Origin of the sequence: Vibrio sp. nBUS_14, from assembly GCF_051201655.1 — a bacterium.
GTDB lineage: Bacteria > Pseudomonadota > Gammaproteobacteria > Enterobacterales > Vibrionaceae > Vibrio.
This window is the reverse complement of the sequence record NZ_CP179206.1, coordinates 2,859,505-2,882,387: the sequence shown is the minus strand read 5'-3', so window position 1 is coordinate 2,882,387 and position 22,883 is coordinate 2,859,505. Positions and strand designations below refer to the sequence as shown.

Here is a 22,883-nt window from a genome sequence, read left to right as displayed (position 1 = left end):
TTTTAAAATGGCAACTGTATCAATGCGCGATATGCTTAAAGCTGGTGTTCACTTCGGTCACCAAACTCGTTACTGGAACCCAAAAATGAAGCCATTCATCTTTGGCGCTCGTAGCAAAGTTCATATCATCAACCTAGAAAAAACTGTACCAATGTTCAACGAAGCTCTAGCTGAAATTGCTAAAGTTGGCGAGAAGAAAGGTAAAGTTCTTTTTGTTGGTACTAAGCGCGCTGCATCTGAAGCTGTTAAAGAAGCTGCTATCAACAGCAACCAGTTCTACGTTAACAACCGCTGGTTAGGCGGTATGCTAACGAACTACAAAACTGTTCGTCAGTCTATCAAGCGTCTGAAAGAACTTGAAGCGCAAGCTCAAGACGGTACTTTCGACAAGCTTACTAAGAAAGAAGCTCTAATGCGTACTCGTGAAATGGAGAAGCTAGAGAAATCTCTTGGTGGTATCAAGAACATGGGCGGTCTTCCAGACGCTCTATTCGTTATCGATGCTGATCACGAACACATCGCAGTTAAAGAAGCAAACAACCTAGGTATCCCAGTTTACGCTGTAGTTGATACTAACTCTAACCCAGACGGTGTTGACTTCGTTATCCCAGGTAACGATGATGCAATCCGTGCAGTACAGCTTTACCTAAACGCTGCTGCAGACGCGGTTAAAGAAGGTCGTAACAAAGATGTTGCTGCTGTAGCTGCTGAAAAAGACGGTTTTGTAGAAGCTGAATAATAGCGGCTCTGAGCCATATTTAGTTCATATTAAGCGGTCATAATCGATGGCTTAACGGATTGAATACAGTCAATATCAGGGGCCAATTAATTAGGCCCCTGTTTTTTATCTTTTTTAGAATTTACTAAGGAATAGAGAATGGCAACTGTAACTGCAGCTCTAGTTAAAGAACTTCGTGAACGCACAGCAGCGGGCATGATGGAATGTAAAAAAGCGCTTGTTGCTGCTGAAGGCGACATCGAGCTAGCAATTGAAAACATGCGTAAATCTGGCGCAGCGAAAGCAGCTAAAAAAGCTGGTAACGTTGCTGCAGAAGGTACAATCATCATTAAAGAAGAAGCTGGCGTTGCTGCTCTTCTTGAAGTGAACTGCCAAACTGATTTCGTAGCTAAAGATGCAGGTTTCCTTGCATTCGCTAACGAAGTTGCTGAAGCGGCTCTAGCTGAACGTCTAGATATCACTGCTCTTCAAGCTAAATTTGAAGACGCACGTATCGCTCTAGTAACTAAGATCGGTGAGAACATCAGCATCCGTCGTGTTGAGCTTGTTGAAGGTGTTGCACTAGCTTCTTACCGTCACGGCGAGAAAATCGGTGTTGTTGTTGCTGGTGAAGGCGAAGCTGAAACGCTTAAGCACATCGCTATGCACGTTGCTGCTTCTAAGCCTGAGTACGTTAACCCATCTGACGTACCTGCTGACGTAGTAGAAAAAGAAAAAGCTGTTCAAGTAGAAATCGCTATGAACGAAGGCAAACCACAAGAGATCGCTGAGAAAATGGTTATCGGCCGTATGAAGAAATTCACGGGCGAAGTATCTCTTACTGGTCAAGCTTTCATCATGGAACCTAAGAAAACTGTTGCTGACATTCTTAAAGAGAAAGGCGCATCAGTTACTACCTTCGTTCGTTTAGAAGTTGGTGAAGGTATCGAGAAAGCTGCTGAAATGAGCTTCGCAGACGAAGTTGCAGCAGTACAACAAGGTTAATCCTTAGCGTATTGATTGAAAAAAGACCGTGGCAAATGCTGCGGTCTTTTTATGAATAGTGAATTATTTTTGGCTTTTAGCTGTTATGAATGCGAACTGAGCTAATCAGTTTTTATCCATGACTGTTAATCATCAACTCTTTGGAAGGTAAACTCCATGACTACGAACCCTAAACCGGCGTATCAACGTATTCTGTTAAAACTTAGCGGTGAAGCACTACAAGGCGAAGAAGGTTTTGGTATTGACCCGACGATCCTTGATCGTATGGCTCAAGAAGTAAAAGAATTGGTTGAACTAGGTGTTCAAGTAGGTGTTGTTATCGGTGGCGGTAACCTTTTCCGTGGTGCAGGCCTTGCTGAAGCAGGTATGAACCGCGTTGTTGGTGACCACATGGGTATGCTTGCAACGGTAATGAACGGCCTTGCAATGCGTGACGCTCTACACCGTGCTTACGTAAACGCACGTGTAATGTCTGCTATCCCTCTTAAAGGTGTGTGTGACGATTACAACTGGGCAGATGCAATCAGCCAACTACGTCAAGGTCGCGTTGTGATCTTCTCTGCAGGTACTGGTAACCCATTCTTCACTACAGATTCTGCTGCGTGTCTACGTGGTATCGAAATCGAAGCTGACGTAGTTCTAAAAGCGACGAAAGTAGATGGTGTATTTACTGCTGACCCAGTAGCAAACCCAGACGCAGAGCTGTATGATACTTTGTCTTACAACACGATTCTTGAGAAAGAATTGAAAGTAATGGATTTGGCTGCATTTACGCTAGCACGTGATCACAAAATGCCAATCCGTGTATTTAACATGAATAAACCAGGCGCACTACGCCGCGTGGTTATGGGTGAAACTGAAGGTACATTAATCAGCGATGCTGATTAATTTTTCGGGCTTACTGAGGTTTACACTTTGGTAAACTTATCCTTATCACTCCAAATAAAAAGCTTTCTTGAAGAAAGAACATAATCAAGGTGAAATTGTGATTAACGAAATCAAAAAAGACGCTCAAGAGCGCATGGTAAAAAGTGTTGATGCACTAAAAAACAGCCTGCAAAAGATTCGTACAGGTCGTGCACACCCGAGCCTACTTTCTGGTCTGACTGTTGAGTATTACGGTGCACCAACGCCTTTGACCCAAGTTGCTAACGTTATTGCTGAAGACGCACGTACTCTAGCGATCACTGTATTTGATAAAACACTGACGCCTCTTGTTGAAAAAGCAATCATGTCATCTGACCTAGGCCTAAACCCTATGTCTGCTGGTACAGTTATCCGTGTACCACTTCCACCGCTAACGGAAGAGCGTCGTAAAGACCTAGTTAAAATCGTTCGTGGAGAAGCTGAAGGTGGCCGTGTTGCTATCCGTAACATCCGTCGTGACGCGAATGGCGACCTTAAAGCACTTCTGAAAGACAAAGAAATTTCTGAAGATGAAGATCGTAAAGCACAAGACGAAATTCAAAAGCTAACTGACGTTGCTGTTAAGAACGTAGATGAAGTTCTAGCGACGAAAGAAAAAGAGTTGATGGAAGTTTAATTTCCCATATTCTTTACTTACTGGAAAAACGCTGCACTCACTGTTCAGCGTTTTTTTATGCTACTCTGTTCGACTATTAGAATTTGATTCACTCTTTTATGCATAATTCTCAAGCGTTCACAGACTCTCTTCCTAAACACATTGCTATCATTATGGATGGTAATGGCCGCTGGGCAAAAGCTCAGGGCAAGCCTCGCGTTTTTGGCCATAAAAACGGTGTTCAAGCCGTTCGAAAAACCATCTCTTCTGCTGCCAGACTTGGCATCAAAGCTGTTACACTTTTTGCATTTAGCAGCGAGAACTGGCGTCGACCAGAAGAAGAAGTCGGTATTTTGATGGAACTGTTTATCTCAGTCCTTTCTAGTGAAGTAAAAAAACTTCATAAAAATAATCTACAACTTCGTGTTATTGGTGATAAAAGTCGTTTCAACGATCGACTACAAAAGAAGATAGAAGAAGCTGAGGCTTTGACTAGCGCCAATACTGGTATGGTTATCAATATTGCTGCTAACTACGGCGGTAAATGGGATATTCAGCAAGCAATGACCTCTATTGCTCAGCAGGTAAAGTCTGGTGATATTAATGTAGAAGACATTGATGAAGCTATGATTACACAGAACCTAACAATGTCTGATATTCCTGAGGTTGATCTGTTGATTCGCACCAGTGGTGAATGTCGCATTAGTAACTTTATGCTTTGGCAATTGGCTTACGCTGAAATGTATTTCACTGAACAATTCTGGCCAGACTTTAATGAAGACAGCTTGGTAGAAGCTGTGACTTGGTTTGTAAACCGTGAGCGTCGTTTTGGATGCACGGGTGAGCAGATTAAAGCTCTGATGGACAGTTAATAAGGATTTTTTGGTTTGAAACAACGAATTATTACGGCGTTGATTTTGGCTCCCCTAGTTATTCTAGGTATTTTCGAGTTATCACTTCCCACATTTATACTTTCATTAGCGGTAATTACGCTATTGGGCTTTTGGGAGTGGACTCAGTTTGTTGAAAGCAAATCGCGTTATTTAGCGTTGATTCCAACGGTTGTGGTTAGTGCTGCTAGTTTTGCTTTTATCCCTTTTGATGCATTTAGCCTTAACAACCTTTCTAGTGCTCACTACGCCATTCTTAGTATTGGTTCTATTTGGTGGGTGATAGCGAGTGGTATGGCGGTGACTTATCCTAAGTCTATGCCAGCATGGAAAGATTCTTCTATTCTTAGACACGGCTTTGGATTACTTACTCTGCTGCCATTCTTTTGGAGTGTGGTGATTCTGCGTGCTAGCGGTATCGATGCAGATCCTTACCATGGTGCAAAGCTAGTGATGTTTGTTTGCTTGCTCGTGTGGGCTGCAGATAGCGGCGCATACTTCTCAGGTAAGAGTTTTGGTAAGCGTAAAATGGCGCCAGCGGTAAGCCCTAATAAGACGATTGAAGGTCTTATTGGCGGTATTGTTACTGCGGTGATCGTGGCTTGGATCTTTGCTGATTTGTTTGATATCCAGTTTACCAGTCCTCTTCACATGATTGTTATCACCCTCGTGACGGTTGTTATCTCTGTTCTTGGTGATCTTGTTGAAAGCATGTTTAAGCGTGTTTCCGGGGTCAAGGACAGCAGTAATCTGATTCCTGGTCATGGTGGTATACTTGATAGAATAGATAGCTTAACGGCTGCATTCCCTGTCTTTGCTCTGCTTTATTTAGCATTCTAATAAAAAGGGCAGTGATTCTGCCCTTTATTACATTTCTATGGTCATATGCGATGCGAAATCTAACTATCCTTGGTGCTACAGGCTCTATCGGTGAAAGTACACTGAAAGTGGTCGAGAAAAACCCGACGCTTTATTCAGTTGTGGCACTAGCAGCAGGTTCGAATGTCGATAAGATGTTGGCGTTAGTTGAAAAGTGGAACCCTAGCTACGTAGCTATGGCGTGCCCAGATGCAGCGTCTCGATTAGCTGAAACTCTGTCTGCCAGCCATCCTAAAACAGAGGTGCTCTCTGGCCCTGAAGGGATGTGTCAGGTCGCTTCTTTAAAAGAAGTAGATACTGTGATGGCTGCGATTGTTGGGGCGGCGGGTCTGCTTCCTACTATGTCGGCAGTTAAAGCTGGCAAACGTATTTTACTGGCTAATAAAGAAGCCTTAGTGATGTCAGGACAGCTGTTCATCGACGCAGTAGAAAAATATGGCGCTGAAATACTTCCTGTTGATAGTGAGCACAATGCTATCTTTCAATGCCTACCGCAAAACGTACAAACCAATCTAGGTCGTTGTAATCTGGAAGAGAACGCTATCAACCATATTCTCTTGACGGGTTCTGGCGGTCCTTTCCGCTATACCGATGTTGCAGAGCTTGAATCTGTTACTCCAGAGCGTGCTATTGCACACCCTAACTGGTCAATGGGACCTAAGATCTCTGTTGATTCAGCAACTATGATGAATAAAGGCTTAGAGTACATTGAGGCTAAATGGCTATTTAATGCCTCTCAAGAGCAACTCAAAGTCATTATCCATCCTCAGTCTGTGATTCACTCTATGGTTCAGTACAAAGATGGCTCGGTACTGGCTCAAATGGGCGAACCAGATATGGCGACACCCATCGCCCTGACCCTGTCTTACCCTGATCGCACTGAAGCGGGTGTTAAGCCGTTGGACTTCACTAAGATTGGTGAATTGACATTCTTAGAGCCTGATTTAACTCGTTACCCATGTTTGAGATTAGCGATTGAAGCGTGCTACTTAGGTCAGCATGCAACAACAGCAATTAATGCGGCAAACGAAATTGCAGTCGATGCTTTCTTGAACAATCAAGTTAAGTTTACCGATATTGCTATCATTAATGAGCATGTTATGAGCAAAGTATGTGAACAATATAACTCTGAGGGCTTAGATAGCTTGGAAAGCCTTCTTGAGCTCGATAATATGTCTCGTCAAATAGCCATTCAATTTATTAAAGAGCAGCTAGCATGAGTGGAATTCTGTGGAACTTCGCATCTTTTATTGTAGCGCTTGGCATTCTAGTCGCTGTTCATGAGTTTGGACACTTCTGGGTTGCTCGTCGTTGTGGTGTAAAAGTCGAAAAATTTTCGATTGGTTTTGGTAAATCAATCTGGAGCAAAGTTGGCCGCGATGGCACGGAATACAGCTTGTCAGTGATTCCATTGGGCGGCTACGTTAAAATGCTTGATGGTCGTGTTGACGACCTTTCTGACGAAGAGCAGCAATACGCTTTTGATAAGAAGCCGTTATGGAAACGAACAGCGATAGTGGGTGCAGGTCCTGCATTTAACTTTATCTTTGCGGTGTTCGCATATTGGTTAGTATTTTTGATCGGCGTACCAGCGGTTAAACCGGTAATTGGAGAAGTCACTCCTCAATCTATCGTGGCACAAGCCGGAATTGAAAGTGGAATGGAACTTAAATCTATTTCAGGAATCAAAACCGCAGATTGGGAATCAGTAAACATGGGTTTGATATCACATATAGGTGATCAATCCATGACAGTAACGGTTTCTTCTCCAGATGATATTGGCTTTGAGCAACAAATGACATTGGACATTTCAGACTGGTCGTTTAACCCAGAAACTGAATCTGCAATGACAACGCTTGGTTTTAGACCGTATTCGCCAGAAATATCGACAACGCTTGCTCAAATTATTGAAGACGGTGCTGCGTACTCTGCAGGATTCGAAGCGGGTGATAAAATTGTCGAAATTAATGAGCAACCTATTGAACAGTGGCAATCGGTAGTTGAGCTAATTCGAGCGAGTCCGGAAACCTCGATAAACGTCAACGTGTTGCGAAATGGTGTGAAGCAGCAATTGGTTCTTACTCCAAAAAGTCGAGAGCTTTCTGATGGTTCCACAATCGGCTATGCGGGTATTGCTCCAGAAGTCGCAGAATGGCCAGAAGATTATCGCTTTGAGTTACAATTTGGTGTAATTGAGTCTGTAGGAAAAGCATTTGATAAAACAGGTCAGATCATTGGTTTGACGCTGACAATGCTTAAAAAGCTCATCGTTGGTGATGTTGGTTTAAATAACCTAAGTGGCCCTATTTCGATTGCTAAAGGTGCAGGTACAACCGCCGATTATGGTCTGGTTTACTTCTTGGGCTTTTTGGCTCTGATCAGTGTTAACTTAGGTATCATTAATTTGGTTCCGCTGCCTATGCTTGATGGCGGACATTTGCTCTTTTTCGCTATTGAAGCCATTACTCGTAAGCCCGTCCCTGAGAAAGTTCAGGAAATAGGGTATCGACTGGGAAGTGCAATTATCTTCTCTTTGATGGCTCTGGCAATATTTAACGATTTTACTCGTCTGTAAATGGTTTCTTACAGACATTGTTAGTAGCAAGGAATAATTAGAATAAGTATGGCGATTAAGCAAATTCTGTTCGCAAGTCTATTGGCCACTAGTGTGGCTGCGAACGGAGCACAAAACTTTGTAGTTCAAGATATTAAGATCGAAGGTTTACAGCGTGTTGCACTTGGTGCTGCTCTACTGAAAATGCCGGTGCGTATTGGCGATCAAGTAGAAGAAGGCGATGTATCTGAGATCATTCGTGCATTATATGCTTCAGGTAACTTTGAGGACGTTAAAGTACTGCGTGATGAAGGTGTATTGATTGTTCAAGTAAAAGAACGACCAACCATCGCAAGCATTTCATTCTCGGGTAACAAAGCGATTAAAGAAGAGCAACTTCAACAGAACCTAGATGCATCTGGTGTTCGTGAAGGTGAAGCGCTTGATCGTACAACGCTGAGTAACATCGAGAAAGGTCTAGAAGATTTTTACTACAGCGTAGGTAAATACAACGCGACAGTAAAAGCGGTTGTGACTCCATTGCCACGTAACCGTTCTGACCTTAAGTTTGTGTTTACTGAAGGCGTATCTGCGAAGATTCAGCAAATTAACTTTATCGGAAACGAAGTCTATTCTGATGCTGAACTTCTTAGCCGTTTTAACCTAAACGTAGATGTTGCGTGGTGGAATTTTCTGGCGGATGAAAAATACCAAAAGCAAGTTTTAGCGGGTGATATCGAAGCTCTGAAATCTTACTATCTTGATCGTGGTTACCTTAAATTTAAGTTGGATTCGACACAAGTTGCGATCTCTCCAGACAAGAAAGGCGTTTACATCACGTTGGGTATTGATGAAGGCGAAGCATACACTGTTAAAGATGTCGCGTTTCGTGGTGAGCTAATTGGTCGTGAGGCTGACTTTGATGCATTAGTCCCATTTGAAGATGGCGATACGTACAACGGTTCTTCTGTAACTTCTCTAGAAGAAGGCGTTAAGCGAATTCTTGGTGAATCAGGTTATGCCTACCCACAAGTTCGTACTATTCCTGAATTCGATGATGAGACCAAAGAGGTGTCGCTTGTTATCAATGTAGAAGCGGGCAGCCGTATTTACGTTCGTGATATTCGCTTTACGGGTAACAACTCGACTAAAGATGAAGTTCTACGTCGCGAAATGCGTCAAATGGAAGGCAGCTGGCTTAACTCTCGATCGATTGATACTGGTAAGAGCCGACTTAACCGTTTAGGTTTCTTCGAAACGGTTGACGTACAAACAGTACGTGTTCCTGGTAGTGACGATCAAGTCGATTTGGTTTACAACGTAAAAGAAGCAAACTCAGGTAGCATTAACTTTGGTGTCGGCTACGGTACTGAATCGGGTGTGAGCTTCCAAGTTGGCCTACAACAAGACAACTTTGCTGGTTCTGGTAACCGTGTTGGCGTAAGTGCCATGATGAACGATTATCAAAAGAACGTGAGCTTGGACTACCGTGACCCATACTGGAACCTTGATGGTGTGAGTTTGGGCGGTAAGATCTTCTACAACGAGTTTGAAGCATCTGAAGCGGGTATCGTCGACTATACCAACCAAAGTTATGGTACGAGCCTAACATGGGGTTTCCCTATGGATGAGCTTAACCGTATCGAATTTGGCGTAGGCTACACGCACAACAAGATCGGTAACGTTCCGACTTATGTCCAAGTTGAACAGTTCACTAGAAGTATTGACCAATATGGTGACGAACACATCCTAACCGATGACTTCGATATCAATATCTCTTGGACTCGTAACAATCTTAACCGTGGTTTCTTCCCTACAGAAGGTAACCACCAACGTGCTTTTGCAAAAATGACCGTACCGGGCTCTGATGCTAAGTATTTTAAAGCGCAGTACGATGTAAAACATTACATCCCGCTGACCAAAAAGCATGAGTTCACACTATTGATGCGCGGTCGATTAGGCTATGGTAATGGTTATGGTCAAACGGATGGTAATGATAACTTGTTCCCATTCTACGAGAACTACTATGCGGGAGGGTTTACAACGCTGCGTGGCTTTGGTTCTAACTCTGCTGGTCCAAAAGCCGTTTACGGAAACAGCACGGGTAACAACCCTACATACGATTCTGCTACCGATGATTCGGTTGGTGGCAATGCGGTTGCTTTGGCGAGTTTAGAGTTAATTGTACCGACGCCTTTTGCCTCTGATGAAGCGCGCAGCCAGATTCGAACCAGTGTCTTCTTCGACATGGCAAGTGTATGGGATACCGAGTTCGTAGACCGTGGCGCACCTAACAGTGGCCGCCAGTACTACTACGATTACTCAGATCCAAGCAATTACCGTTCATCTTATGGTGCAGCCCTTCAGTGGATGTCTCCGATGGGCCCACTGGTTTTCTCTCTAGCGAAACCAGTTAAAATTTACGAAGGTGATGATGAGGAATTCTTCACATTTACCATTGGTAGAACTTTCTAATATTTAAAGGACAATATTTTGAAAAATATGATTAAAGCAGCAGGTTTAGGCCTTGTAGTTCTTAGCTCTTCTTTCTTTGCAACAGCTGCAGAAGCTGCGCAAAAAGTGGGTTTTGTAAACACTGCACAAGTATTCCAGGCTCTACCTCAGCGTGAAGTTGTTCTTCAAAAAATGCAGGAAGAGTTCAAAGACAAAGCGGCTGAGCTTCAAAGCATCCAAGCTGAAGCTAAAACTAAGATCGAAAAACTTAAGCGTGATGGCGAATTGCTAGGTCCTGATGAAATTGAAAAACTTCGTATCGAAGTTGGTCAATTGGATAGCAAGTACAAAATCAAAGCTCAAGCACTAGAAAAAGCAAGCCAACGTCGTGAAGCACAAGAGAAGCAGAAGCTATTCAAAGTGATTCAAGATGCTGTAACAAAAGTTGCAGAGAAAGAAGGCTACGACATGATTGTTGATATTCAAGCTCTGCAATATGGCAAGCCAGAATACAACATCTCTGAGAAAGTAATTAAAGCACTGAAATAAGTTTTATGAAGAATCTGACTTTAGCCGAATTGGCAACGATTACCGGGGGAGAGCTACACGGAGACGGTACTATTACTGTTTCAGCGGTTGCTCCTATGGATAAAGCGCTAGAAGGAAACATTACGTTCCTTTCTAACGTGAAGTACAGCAAACACCTAGGTGACTGTAAAGCATCCGCTATTATGGTTAAAGAGAGTGAACGCGAACTGTGTAAAACCAATGTAATTGTGGTTAATGACCCTTATGTTGCTTTTGCTAAAGTTGCTCAAGCGCTGGACATTACTCCTGCACCGGCTGCGGCTATCGCTGATTCAGCTTCAATTTCCGGTGATGCAATCATTGGACAAAATGTGTCTATTGGTGCAAATGCTGTGATTGAATCTGGTGTTGTCCTTGGTGATGACGTGATCATTGGTGCCGGTTGTTTTATTGGTAAGAATGCTCAAATTGGCGCTGGTACTAAGCTGTGGGCTAATGTAAGTATTTATCATGAAGTAATCATTGGCACTGCGTGTTTGATACAATCAAGCACAGTGATTGGTTCTGATGGTTTTGGTTATGCGAACGAGAAAGGCGAGTGGGTTAAGATCCCTCAAGTCGGCTCGGTTCGCGTTGGTAATCGCGTAGAAATTGGCGCGTGTACTACCATCGACCGTGGCGCGTTAGACGATACAGTGATTGAAGATAACGTTATCTTAGATAACCAACTTCAAATTGCTCACAATGTTCACATCGGATATGGTTCGGCAATTGCTGGTGGTACAATTGTTGCTGGCAGCACTACGGTAGGTAAGTACTGTATTATTGGTGGCGGTTGTGTGATTAATGGTCACATTGAAATCGTTGACGGCGTTACAATCACCGGTATGGGGATGGTAATGCGCAGCATCACTGAGAAAGGTATGTATTCATCTGGTATTCCTTTACAGCCAAACAAAGACTGGCGTAAAACAGCGACGCGAGTCCATCGTATTGATGAAATGAACAAGCGTTTGAAAACCGTTGAAAAACTTATCGAGAAGAGCGCGGAATCATAATTCCAGCATTTCTAATAAAAGGCTCGCGTACAGCGAGTCTTTTTCGTTTATAATCCTTCTAATTAAATAAAGAATATACATAGGAATACGACTTTGACTACTGAACAGACAACGATGAACATTACTGAAATTCAGGAACTATTACCTCATCGCTACCCATTCTTAATGGTTGATCGTGTGACTAGCTTTGAAAAAGAAAAAACACTGACCGCGATTAAGAATGTTTCTGTTAACGAACCTCAGTTCACAGGCCACTTCCCACAGCTTCCTGTATTCCCAGGCGTGTTGATCTTGGAAGCAATGGCTCAAGCTACAGGTCTTCTTGCATTTAAATCTTTTGGTGCCCCTTCTGGCAACGAACTTTACTACTTCGCAAGTGTTGATAAAGCAAAATTCCGTAAGCCAGTGGTACCTGGTGACCAAATGGTTATCGAAGTTGAGTTCCTAAAAGAACGTCGTGGCATTGCATCATTTAACTGTGTGGCTAAAGTTGACGGCGCTGTAGTGTGTTCAGCTGAACTTAAATGTGCTCGTAGAGAGTTTTAATATGATTCATGAAACAGCGAAAATTCACCCGGCAGCAGTAATCGAAGGTGATATAACTATCGGTGCTAATGTGACGGTTGGGCCTTTCACTTACATTGCTGGTACTGTGACTATTGGTGACGACACTGAGATTATGTCGCACGTTGTGATTAAAGGTCATACAACCATTGGTAAAGAAAACCGTATCTTCCCACACGCTGTGATTGGTGAAGAAAACCAAGACAAGAAGTATGGCGGCGAAGATACAACGGTAGTGATCGGTGATCGTAACGTGATTCGTGAAGCCGTTCAGATCCACCGTGGTACGATTCAAGACAAAGCAACCACAGTGATTGGTAACGACAACTTACTTTGTGTAAACGCTCACGTAGCGCATGATGTAATTGTTGGTAACCACACTCACATTGGTAACAACGCTATCCTTGGCGGTCACGTGACGGTTGGCGATTACGCCGGTGTAATGGCACTGTCTGCGATTCATCCGTTCTGTTCAATTGGCGCTTATGCGTACATTGGCGGTTGTTCTGCGGTTGTTCAAGATGTACTCCCTTACGTACTTGCTCAAGGTAATCACGCAGCTCCGTTTGGTTTGAATCTTGTTGGCTTGAAACGTAACGGGTTTGAGAAACCAGAGATTCGTGCACTACAGAAAGCGTACAAAGAGTTATACCGTTCAGGTAAAACACTTGAAGAAGCGAAAGCGGCTTTAGTTGAAATGGCAAAAGAGTTTACTTCGATTACTCCTATGCTAGAAATGCTAGAGAACTCTGAGCGCGGTATTATTCGTTAATACTTGATGTGATTGTGTACCAATCAGCGCAAGTATGACAATAATTACTTAATCAGATTGGTATAACAAAAAAGATCGCTACTCATTAAGCGGTCTTTTTTGCTTTAGGCGAGAAGGGAAAACTATGGCACAGCAAGATACACAAACTTACACCTCGAACTTTGTTTCGAACGAGCCACTGCGTGTGGGCATCGTTGTTGGGGAGCTTTCTGGCGACACATTGGGTGAAGGCTTTATCAAAGCGATTAAATTGCAATACCCAAATGCCGAGTTCGTCGGTATTGGCGGCCCCAAAATGAAGGCTCTTAGTTGTGAGTCTCTTTTCGAAATGGAAGAGCTTGCTGTAATGGGGTTGGTTGAAGTACTTGGACGTTTGCCTCGTTTACTCAAAGTGAAAGCGGAATTGGTGAAGTATTTCACTCAAAATCCACCTGATGTGTTTGTTGGTATTGATGCGCCTGACTTCAACCTAAGACTTGAGTTAGATCTTAAGAACGTTGGTATTAAAACGGTTCATTACGTTAGCCCTTCAGTTTGGGCTTGGCGTCCAAAGCGTATCTTTAAAATCGATAGGGCAACAGACTTAGTCTTGGCTTTCCTGCCATTCGAAAAAGCGTTTTATGATAAATATAACGTTGCCTGTGAATTCGTAGGCCACACGTTGGCGGATGCGATTCCTTTGGAGCCGAGTCAACGAGACGCTCGAGCACTGTTGGGCTTAGATCAAGATAAGCAGTGGCTAGCGGTATTACCGGGTAGCCGTGGCGGTGAAATGAGCTTGATTGCTCAACCATTTATCGAGACCTGCCAGCGTATTAAGCAGAAGTACCCTGATATTAATTTTGTTGTTGCGTTGGTTAATGAGCCGCGTAAGAACCAGTTTATTGAGATCTGGCAAGCGACGGCGCCTGAGTTGGAATTCACGCTAGTGGAAGATACTGCGAGAAACGTGATTACGGCTTCCGACTCAGTTCTATTGGCTTCTGGTACCGTTGCGCTTGAATGTATGTTGCTTAAGCGTCCGATGGTCGTAGGCTATAAGGTCAACAAGCTGACCGGCTATATCGTAAAGAAATTGTCGATAACAGAATTTGTCTCGTTACCGAATATCCTAGCGGGTGAAGAAATCGTAAAAGAGCACATTCTTGAAGAGTGTCACCCAGATCACCTTTTCCCATCGGTCGATACGATGCTTTCTGCGGACAACGCACCACTTATTGAACGCTTTACTGAAATGCATCACTGGATTCGTAAAGATGCAGATAAACAGGCGGCTAATGAGGTATTGAAACTGATTAACCGACCATTTTTTGAGTCATAAAGCGCTTGTTTACAGGACATTAAGAGAAGAATGATGGCAGTAAAAGAGAAAAAAGAGCTTCCTCCGTTTGAATACCCTCAAGGTTACCAGTTGTTTGCTGGTGTGGATGAAGTGGGTCGTGGTCCATTAGTCGGTGATGTCGTGACTGCGGCCGTTATCCTCGACCCTAATAACCCTATCGATGGCTTAAACGACTCAAAAAAATTGTCTGAGAAGAAACGCCTTGCGTTGCTACCTGAGATAAAAGAGAAAGCGCTGGCATGGTCGGTTGGTCGCTGCTCTCCACAAGAAATTGATGAGTTAAATATTCTACAAGCAACCATGGTAGCGATGCAGCGCGCCATTGCAGGGCTTAGCATTCAGCCAGACATGGCTCTGATCGATGGTAACCGTGTTCCAGAATTACCTATGGATGGTTTGGCGATTGTGAAAGGGGACTTGCGAGTTGCTGAAATCAGCGCAGCGTCTATCATCGCTAAGGTGGTTCGTGATCAAGAGATGGAAGAGTTAGATAAACTCCATCCGGAGTTTGGTTTTGCTCAACATAAAGGTTACCCGACCAAAGCGCATTTCGAAGCGATTGAAAAACATGGTGTAACTGAGCATTACCGCAAAAGCTTTAAGCCAGTAAAACGTGTTCTTGGCATTGATTAGAACGCATTGATTAAACTTTATATTGCTCTGGCTTCCTATTGATAGTGGCTTCCTATTGATTGGGGGGGCTATCGAATAAGGTTGCCTACTTGCAGTAGAAAAAAATAGAATACACACAGTTGTAATCCTAGGCTCAAGCCTAGAACTCAGGAAAAATAATGTCAGATCCAAAATTTGTTCACCTTCGCGTACACAGTGACTTTTCTATGGTGGATGGCCTATCAAAGGTACCGCCACTGGTTAAGAAAGTTGCTGAGATGGGTATGCCTGCTCTAGCACTGACCGACTTTACTAACCTATGTGGTTTGGTGAAATTCTACGGTACAGCCCATGGGTGTGGGGTTAAGCCAATTATTGGTGCTGACTTCCTGATGCTATCTCCAGAGTTTGGCGACGAATTGACTAAACTCACCGTTATTGCAACGAGTAACAAAGGTTACAACAACCTAACGTTGTTGATTTCAAAAGCTTACCTTCGCGGCCATGTACAGCATCAACCAGTGATTGATAAAGAGTGGCTGATTGAACATGCCGAAGGCCTGATTCTTTTATCGGGTGCGAAAGAAGGTGAAATTGGTAAGGCGTTACTAAAAGGCAACCGTGAGTTGGTTGCAAGTAGTGTCGAGTTTTACAAAACACACTTCGCAGACCGATTTTATCTGGAGCTGATCCGTACTGGTCGCCCGGATGAAGAGTCCTATCTACACTTTGCGCTGGAACTGGCTGAGCAAGAAAACCTACCAGTTGTCGCGACCAACGAAGTGGTATTCATTTCTGAAGACTTGTTTGACGCCCATGAAATTCGTGTGGCGATTCACGATGGCTTTACCATGGTTGATCCACGTCGACCGAAAAACTACAGCCCACAACAGTACCTACGTAGCGAAGAAGAGATGTGTGAGCTGTTCTCAGACATCCCTGAAGCCTTGGAAAACAGCGTTGAGATCGCTAAGCGTTGTAATGTCACCGTTCGATTGGGCGAATACTTCCTGCCTAACTTCCCGACGGAAGGTTTGGCGATTGAAGACTTCCTGATTAAAAAGTCAGAAGAAGGCCTTGAGCGACGTTTGGCGTTTCTATTCCCTGATGAAAAAGTCAGAGCTGAACGCAGGCCTGAATACGATGATCGCCTAAAAATAGAGCTCGAAGTTGTCAACAACATGGGTTTCCCAGGTTACTTTTTGATCGTAATGGAGTTCATCCAGTGGTCAAAAGATAACGACGTGCCAGTAGGTCCTGGTCGTGGTTCTGGTGCCGGTTCTTTGGTGGCTTACGCATTGGATATCACCGATCTTGACCCACTTGAATACGACTTGCTGTTCGAACGTTTCTTGAACCCAGAACGTGTATCCATGCCCGATTTCGATATCGATTTCTGTATGGATAAACGTGACCAAGTTATTGACCACGTAGCCGAGATGTACGGTCGTGATGCGGTTTCTCAGATCATCACCTTCGGTACCATGGCGGCGAAAGCGGTAATTCGAGATGTGGGTCGTGTGTTAGGTCACCCATTTGGCTTCGTTGACCGCATTTCTAAGCTGGTTCCGCCTGATCCGGGTATGACGCTAGAGAAAGCCTTCCTCGCTGAACCCGCATTACCTGAACTCTATGATGGTGATGAAGAAGTTCGTGAGCTGATTGATAAGTGTCGCATCCTAGAAGGTTGTACGCGAAACGCAGGTAAACATGCGGGTGGTGTTGTAATCTCACCTACCACGATTACCGACTTTGCACCTATCTATGCCGATGCGGAAGGTAACTTCCCGGTAACGCAATTCGATAAGAATGACGTAGAAACCGCAGGCTTGGTTAAGTTCGACTTCTTGGGTCTACGTACACTAACAATCATCGACTGGGCGTTAGGCCTAGTGAACCCGCGTTTGGCTAAAGAGGGTAAGGCTCCGGTTCGTATTGAATCGATTCCTTTGGATGATCAAGCGTCATTTAATTTATTACAAAACTCTGAAACAACGGCGGTATTCCAGCTGGAATCTCGCGGTATGAAAGACCTGATCAAGCGTCTACAGCCCGACTGTTTTGAAGATATCATCGCATTGGTGGCTTTGTTCCGTCCAGGCCCTCTGCAATCAGGCATGGTAGATAACTTTATCGACCGTAAACACGGACGAGAGGCGGTATCTTACCCTGATGAAACGTGGCAACACGAATCGTTAAAAGAAACATTAGAACCGACTTACGGCATCATTCTGTATCAAGAACAGGTAATGCAAATCGCTCAGATCCTGGCGGGTTATACGCTTGGCGGAGCCGATATGCTACGTCGTGCGATGGGTAAGAAAAAGCCTGAAGAGATGGCAAAACAGCGCGGTACCTTCAAAGAAGGTGCTGAAGCTAATGGTATTGATGGCGAACTGTCCATGAAGATCTTTGACTTGGTAGAGAAGTTTGCGGGCTACGGCTTTAACAAGTCTCACTCGGCTGCATACGCACTGGTTTCTTATCAAACGCTATGGCTTAAAACGCATTACCCCGCGGAATTCATGGCAGCGGTAATGACCGCAGATATGGATAACACCGAGAAGGTTATTGGCCTTGTCGATGAGTGTTTCCGTATGAAGCTCAAGCTTCTTCCACCCGATATTAACTCAGGTTTATACCGCTTTAATGTGGATGAAGATGGCGCGATTGTTTATGGCATCGGTGCTATTAAAGGGGTGGGTGAAGGCCCAATTGAAGCCATTATCGAAGCGCGTAACAAGGGTGGTTACTTTAAAGACTTGTTCGATTTCTGTGCACGACTTGATCTGAAAAAAGTGAACAAGCGTGTTATCGAAAAGTTGATTCTGTCAGGCGCCTTAGACAGATTAGGTCCTCACCGAGCAGCGATGATGGCCTCCTTGAAAGATGCGGTTAAGGCGGCAAGCCAACATCACCACGCTGAGTCTTTTGGTCAATCGGATATGTTTGGCGTGTTGACCGATGCTCCGGAAGAGGTGGAGCACAAGTACACCCAAGTTCCGAAGTGGCCTGAGAAGGTTTGGCTTGAAGGTGAACGTGAAACTCTGGGCTTGTATTTAACAGGTCACCCAGTTAACGCTTACATTAAAGAACTTGCGAAATACACCAGCTGTCGCTTAAAAGATGCCACGCCAACTCGTCGTGACCAGTCTTTAACGATTGCAGGTTTGGTCATTGCTGCTAGGGTAATGACCACGAAGCGCGGAACTCGAATTGGTTTGATGACCCTCGATGACCGATCGGGGCGAATGGAGGTGATGTTGTTCTCGGATGCGCTCGATCGCTACGCTGAATTGCTCGAAAAAGATAAAATAGTGGTCGTTTCTGGACAGGTCAGCTTTGATGATTTCAATGGTGGGCTTAAAATGTCCGCGCGCGAGGTCATGGACTTAGGAAGCGCCCGTGAGAAATATGCTCGTGGGGTGTCGATATCTATCGACCAATCCCAAATTAATGGTCAATTTTTTGAACGCTTTAGTCAAATCTTAGAACCTTATAGAGCCGGAACGGTCCCAGTCAATGTATACTACCAGCGTGCCGACGCTAGAGCGCGGTTAACATTGGGCACAGAATGGCGTGTGACGCCAAGTGATACATTGCTAGATGAATTAAAACAGCTGCTTGGAAATAGCCAAGTAGAACTCGAATTTAACTAAAATTTAGCTCCATGATTGTGGAGCTGAATCAACAAGGATTCATAGATGAGCCTGAACTTTCTAGAATTTGAAAAGCCTATCGCTGAACTTGAAGCAAAAATCGAAGCGCTACGTGACGTTTCACGTCACGGTGGTGACACAGCGGTAGATCTAGACAAAGAAATTGAACAACTAGAGAAAAAAAGCTTAGAGCTTAAACAGAAAATCTTTAGTGACTTAGGTGCATGGCAAGTAGCTCAACTTGCTCGTCACCCTCAACGCCCGTACACCAAAGATTACCTGGAGCATGCCTTCACAGAATTTGAAGAGTTGGCGGGCGATCGTGCTTTCGCTGACGACAAAGCAATTGTGGGTGGTATGGCTCGTCTAAATGGTCGTCCTGTTATGGTTATTGGTCACCAGAAAGGTCGTGAGACTAAAGAAAAAGTGATTCGTAACTTTGGTATGCCAAAGCCGGAAGGTTACCGTAAGGCTCTTCGCCTAATGGAAACAGCTGAGCGTTTCAACATGCCAATCATTACTTTCATCGACACAGCGGGTGCATACCCAGGTGTTGGTGCTGAAGAACGTGGTCAATCTGAAGCTATCGCAAAGAACCTTAAAGTTATGGCTGGCCTATCTGTACCAGTTATTTGTAACGTTGTTGGTGAAGGCGGTTCAGGTGGTGCACTAGCGATTGGTGTTGGCGACTACGTGAATATGCTTCAGTACTCTACGTACTCAGTAATCTCTCCTGAAGGTTGTGCTTCAATCTTGTGGCGTGATTCAGATAAAGCACCACAAGCTGCTGAAGCGATGGGCCTAGTTGCTCCTCGTCTGAAAGATCTTGAGCTTATCGACGAAATCATTCCTGAGCCTCTAGGTGGCGCGCACCGTGATCCAGTACAAACGGCTCAGAACATGAAAGACATGCTAGTTAAACAGCTAGAAGAGCTAGAGCAGTTTGATAACGAAGCACTACTTGAGCGTCGTTACCAACGCCTAATGAGCTACGGTTACTGCTGATAAGCGTGCCTTGAAATGAGGCAGCTTCAAGTAACAAGATGACGAAAGGGTTGGACTCAGTGCCACCCCTTTTTTATTATTAGAACATTCCCTATTCAAACCTACTCTCATGGTTCTCCGCGCATGACTCACTTAATCGAAACCTTCACATCGGTACTTCATCAAAGTGCACTCAAGCCTAGTCGGTTGATCGTGGCTTTCAGTGGCGGTGTTGATTCGCGAATATTGTTAGAGTTAGCGGCGCAGTTCGCGCAAACGCATAGCATTGAGTGTCGTGCGGTACATGTTCACCATGGCCTAAGCGACAATGCCGATTGCTGGGCGAATCAATGCCAAGTGTGGTGTGATGCTTTGTCTGTTTCGTTAGTCGTAGAAAAGGTCTCGCTAGATATCAACAGTAGCGAGAGTGTTGAAAAGCTTGCTCGAGATGCTCGATACCAAGCTTTTCAGCAGCACATCAGACAGGGTGATGTGCTTGTTACAGGCCAACACATTGACGACCAACTTGAGACTTTCTTGTTGGCGTTAAAACGTGGCAGTGGCCCGAAAGGACTCTCTTCAATGGCTCAAGTGATGCCGTTTGGAGAAGCGTTTATTGTGAGACCTATGCTGTCGGTGACTCGATCGGATATTGAAAAATCTGCGCGCGATATGGGCTTAACTTGGGTCGAAGATGAGAGTAATCAGGATCTGCGCTTTGATCGGAATTTCATTCGTCATCAAGTCGCGCCAACATTAACAGAGCGCTGGCCAAGCTTTCGGGAATCGGTCAGTCGCAGTGCTCAGCTTTGCGCAGAGCAAGAATTACTGCTCGATGAACTGCTTGGTTCTCACTTACAACACGCTTTAGGTGGCTACCAGAGCCAGATCCAGAGCCAGAGCTTAAGCATCGGGGCATTATCTAAGCATTCTGATTTACTACGAGCACGACTGATAAGAATGTGGCTTAGCCACTGTAAGCAATCGATGCCGAGTCAAAAACAGCTCAAGCTTATTTGGGATGAAGTCGCATGCGCTCAGGCGGACGCCAACCCTAAACTGGTGTTGAATGATGCCGAAGTTCGACGCTTTAATCATCAGCTCTATTTAGTGAGACAGACTAAAGACTTATCCGATTGGCAAAGCCACCTTTCAATAGGTGATAGTTTGATGTTACCCGATGGTTTAGGGGAGCTACACTTAAATTCAGCGCGGAGTGATAACATATCTAACAAGCGTGATGTGCAAAATTTTAGTTTGTCTAATAAAAGCGAAGCACTACGAGTCATCTTTAATCCTGAGGGACTCTCGGCTCATCCTATTGGGCGTGGACATAGCAGAAAGCTCAAAAAGCTCTTTCAGGAATACCAAGTACCGAGTTGGTTGAGACGCAGAACCCCAATATTAATGGATGGCGATCGAGTGATCGCTGTTATGGGCTTATTCGTAGATAAAAACTGCGAAGGTCAAGATTGTGAAGCGCTTTGGAGCAAGTAGAAAATGTTTGTGTCACAATTCGACGTCACTTTAATAAAAATACTTAATGGAATATGCAATGAAGAAAATTACACTAGGATTAGTTCTTGGATTTGGACTATTGAGTGGTAGCGCTCTGGCGGGTGATGTTGCTGCGGGTCAAGCTAAAGCAGCAATCTGTGCAGCGTGTCATGGTGCAAACGGTATCGCAGTGATTCCAGGTTACCCAAACCTTAAAGGTCAAAACGAGCAATACATCGCTTCATCAATTAACGCTTATAAGAACGGCCAGCGCACCGGTGGTTTGGCCGCTGTAATGCAGGCTCAAGCTTCCATGCTGAGTGATGAAGATATTGCTAATCTAGCCGCTTACTACGCAAGTCTTAAGTAAAACCTTCTTAACGCGCTGATTAAACAAGACGATAAATTTCTAGCCAGAGCTTTAAAGTTCTGGCTTTTTTCATTGAATGTTTACTATAGCTAATCGATAATGAGCCATTCGCACAGTTTAAGGGATGAACATGAAAAAGATTGAAGCCATTATCAAGCCATTCAAACTTGATGATGTACGTGAAGCACTTGCAGAAGTGGGCATTACGGGTATGACAGTATCTGAAGTTAAAGGCTTTGGACGTCAAAAAGGTCATACTGAGCTATACCGCGGTGCAGAGTACATGGTCGACTTTTTACCTAAAGTGAAATTGGAAATTGTTGTGACCGACGAAGTGGCTGACCAATGTGTTGATACCATTATCGAGACGGCGCAAACAGGAAAAATTGGCGATGGTAAGATCTTCATTACTGACGTTGAACGTGTGGTACGTATTCGTACTGGCGAAGAAGACGAAGACGCCGTATAAAAAACGATTACCCTAAAAGGAGCATTTATCGCTCCTTTTTCATTACTGGTAGGGTGCTGTATGTTTAAGAAAACCATCATTGTTATCGCTGTCTTGATAACACTTGCTGGTGCTAGTTTTCATATTATCTTCGTGATCCCGAATAAACCGAATCTGATCACTTCCTCTCAAAACACCAGCAACGATATCTATAGCTGCTATCAAAACTCGACACCGAAGGCGATTGATGTGTCTGATGGATTGAGCCTGACCGTGTGGAATATTTATAAGCAAAACCGCAGTAACTGGCAGAGTGAGTTAAATAAACTTTCGGCAGGAAGCGATTTGGTTTTATTGCAAGAAGCGAGTATGACAGAAGGGCTTCGCCGATGGGTGACCAGTGGCCAGTGGGGAAGTACTCGAGTTAATGCGTTCGAAGCCTTTGAGCAAAGTGCCGGTGTACTCAACCTAGCGACACATTTGCCGATCGAAGCTTGTGCTTATACTCACGAAGAGCCTTGGCTTCAACTGCCTAAATCGGCGCTTTGGTCTCGTTATCAATTGAGTAATGGTGAAGAGTTAGCGGTCATTAATATCCACGCGGTAAACTTTACGTTCGGTACTGAAGACTACGAAGCTCAGCTCGAGAGCCTGACTGATAACCTTCAGCAGTATCGTGGACCTGTTGTTTTTGCTGGGGACTTTAACAGCTGGAGTGAGGCGCGCTTTTCTGTATTAAAAACTGAACTGGAAAAGGTAGGCTTGAAAGAGGTCGCTTTTGAACCCGATAACCGCACCCAATTTATTACGGGGTTGGTGCTAGACCATGTGTTTTATCGTGGCTTAGAAGTAGAAAAAGCAAAAGCGCCCATCACGGACGCTTCTGATCATAACCCTATGCGAGTGACCTTTAAGGCTAAATAGTAAGAAGCTATTGGCTATTAGTCATAGGAGCTTAGCTATTTGTCATTCGCACTGTGGTTACGTTGGGTAGTTTTATGGAATAAATAGGTTAGAGAGTTTTCGC

The 22,883-nt window shown here is 44.3% G+C and carries 21 protein-coding genes; all 21 read left to right on the top strand.

Features of this window, described 5'->3' with window-relative positions; all coding sequences use genetic code 11:
- Positions 1-7: 7 nt before the first annotated feature.
- Positions 8-739 (top strand): 30S ribosomal protein S2, encoded by a 732-nt coding sequence (gene rpsB, locus ACMAZD_RS13540; RefSeq protein WP_032500394.1) that lies wholly within the window; start codon positions 8-10, stop codon positions 737-739.
- Between the two features lie 138 nt (positions 740-877).
- On the top strand, positions 878-1,723 hold the full coding sequence (gene tsf, locus ACMAZD_RS13535) for a translation elongation factor Ts (RefSeq protein WP_017107181.1): 846 nt from the start codon (positions 878-880) through the stop codon (positions 1,721-1,723).
- A gap of 156 nt (positions 1,724-1,879) precedes the next feature.
- Positions 1,880-2,611 carry a UMP kinase gene (gene pyrH, locus ACMAZD_RS13530; protein WP_009847418.1) on the top strand — a complete coding sequence of 244 codons (732 nt, stop codon included), beginning with the start codon at positions 1,880-1,882 and terminating at the stop codon, positions 2,609-2,611.
- A 97-nt stretch (positions 2,612-2,708) separates the two neighbouring features.
- Positions 2,709-3,266, top strand: a complete 558-nt coding sequence (gene frr, locus ACMAZD_RS13525; RefSeq protein WP_029225913.1) for a ribosome recycling factor — start codon at positions 2,709-2,711, stop codon at positions 3,264-3,266.
- 98 nt (positions 3,267-3,364) lie between these two features.
- Entirely contained in the window at positions 3,365-4,117 is a 753-nt protein-coding gene (locus ACMAZD_RS13520; protein ID WP_435247614.1) for an isoprenyl transferase, read from the top strand.
- 15 nt (positions 4,118-4,132) lie between these two features.
- Complete coding sequence (locus ACMAZD_RS13515) at positions 4,133-4,975, top strand: phosphatidate cytidylyltransferase (RefSeq protein WP_435247613.1); 843 nt, start codon at positions 4,133-4,135, stop codon at positions 4,973-4,975.
- Positions 4,976-5,025: 50 nt separating this feature from the next.
- A complete protein-coding gene (ispC, locus tag ACMAZD_RS13510) occupies positions 5,026-6,234 on the top strand; it encodes a 1-deoxy-D-xylulose-5-phosphate reductoisomerase (protein ID WP_435247612.1) in 1,209 nt (402 codons plus the stop codon).
- On the top strand, positions 6,231-7,589 hold the full coding sequence (rseP, locus tag ACMAZD_RS13505) for a sigma E protease regulator RseP (protein WP_435247611.1): 1,359 nt from the start codon (positions 6,231-6,233) through the stop codon (positions 7,587-7,589). The genes ispC and rseP overlap by 4 nt, the downstream gene beginning before the upstream one ends.
- Positions 7,590-7,637: 48 nt before the next feature.
- On the top strand, positions 7,638-10,043 hold the full coding sequence (bamA, locus tag ACMAZD_RS13500) for an outer membrane protein assembly factor BamA (RefSeq protein WP_435247610.1): 2,406 nt from the start codon (positions 7,638-7,640) through the stop codon (positions 10,041-10,043).
- A 27-nt stretch (positions 10,044-10,070) separates the two neighbouring features.
- The gene (locus tag ACMAZD_RS13495) at positions 10,071-10,571 is read left to right on the top strand and encodes an OmpH family outer membrane protein (RefSeq protein ID WP_435249379.1); all 501 of its coding nucleotides are present in this window, start codon (positions 10,071-10,073) and stop codon (positions 10,569-10,571) included.
- Positions 10,572-10,576: 5 nt separating this feature from the next.
- Complete coding sequence (gene lpxD, locus ACMAZD_RS13490; RefSeq protein ID WP_435247609.1) at positions 10,577-11,608, top strand: UDP-3-O-(3-hydroxymyristoyl)glucosamine N-acyltransferase; 1,032 nt, start codon at positions 10,577-10,579, stop codon at positions 11,606-11,608.
- Between the two features lie 93 nt (positions 11,609-11,701).
- Complete coding sequence (fabZ, locus tag ACMAZD_RS13485; protein ID WP_435247608.1) at positions 11,702-12,154, top strand: 3-hydroxyacyl-ACP dehydratase FabZ; 453 nt, start codon at positions 11,702-11,704, stop codon at positions 12,152-12,154.
- A gap of 1 nt (position 12,155) precedes the next feature.
- Complete coding sequence (gene lpxA, locus ACMAZD_RS13480) at positions 12,156-12,944, top strand: acyl-ACP--UDP-N-acetylglucosamine O-acyltransferase (protein WP_435247607.1); 789 nt, start codon at positions 12,156-12,158, stop codon at positions 12,942-12,944.
- A 124-nt stretch (positions 12,945-13,068) separates the two neighbouring features.
- Complete coding sequence (lpxB, locus tag ACMAZD_RS13475; protein ID WP_435247606.1) at positions 13,069-14,265, top strand: lipid-A-disaccharide synthase; 1,197 nt, start codon at positions 13,069-13,071, stop codon at positions 14,263-14,265.
- Positions 14,266-14,298: 33 nt separating this feature from the next.
- Positions 14,299-14,919 carry a ribonuclease HII gene (gene rnhB, locus ACMAZD_RS13470; RefSeq protein WP_435249378.1) on the top strand — a complete coding sequence of 207 codons (621 nt, stop codon included), beginning with the start codon at positions 14,299-14,301 and terminating at the stop codon, positions 14,917-14,919.
- Between the two features lie 158 nt (positions 14,920-15,077).
- On the top strand, positions 15,078-18,557 hold the full coding sequence (gene dnaE, locus ACMAZD_RS13465; RefSeq protein WP_435247605.1) for a DNA polymerase III subunit alpha: 3,480 nt from the start codon (positions 15,078-15,080) through the stop codon (positions 18,555-18,557).
- 45 nt (positions 18,558-18,602) lie between these two features.
- Positions 18,603-19,562 (top strand): acetyl-CoA carboxylase carboxyl transferase subunit alpha, encoded by a 960-nt coding sequence (gene accA, locus ACMAZD_RS13460; RefSeq protein WP_435247604.1) that lies wholly within the window; start codon positions 18,603-18,605, stop codon positions 19,560-19,562.
- Between the two features lie 123 nt (positions 19,563-19,685).
- Complete coding sequence (gene tilS, locus ACMAZD_RS13455) at positions 19,686-21,038, top strand: tRNA lysidine(34) synthetase TilS (protein ID WP_435247603.1); 1,353 nt, start codon at positions 19,686-19,688, stop codon at positions 21,036-21,038.
- Between the two features lie 46 nt (positions 21,039-21,084).
- On the top strand, positions 21,085-21,408 hold the full coding sequence (locus ACMAZD_RS13450) for a c-type cytochrome (protein ID WP_435247602.1): 324 nt from the start codon (positions 21,085-21,087) through the stop codon (positions 21,406-21,408).
- 130 nt (positions 21,409-21,538) lie between these two features.
- Positions 21,539-21,877: a nitrogen regulatory protein P-II gene (glnB, locus tag ACMAZD_RS13445; protein ID WP_004738609.1), complete on the top strand. Its 339-nt coding sequence runs from the start codon at positions 21,539-21,541 to the stop codon at positions 21,875-21,877.
- Positions 21,878-21,937: 60 nt separating this feature from the next.
- Complete coding sequence (locus tag ACMAZD_RS13440) at positions 21,938-22,780, top strand: endonuclease/exonuclease/phosphatase family protein (protein ID WP_435247601.1); 843 nt, start codon at positions 21,938-21,940, stop codon at positions 22,778-22,780.
- Positions 22,781-22,883: the final 103 nt, after the last annotated feature.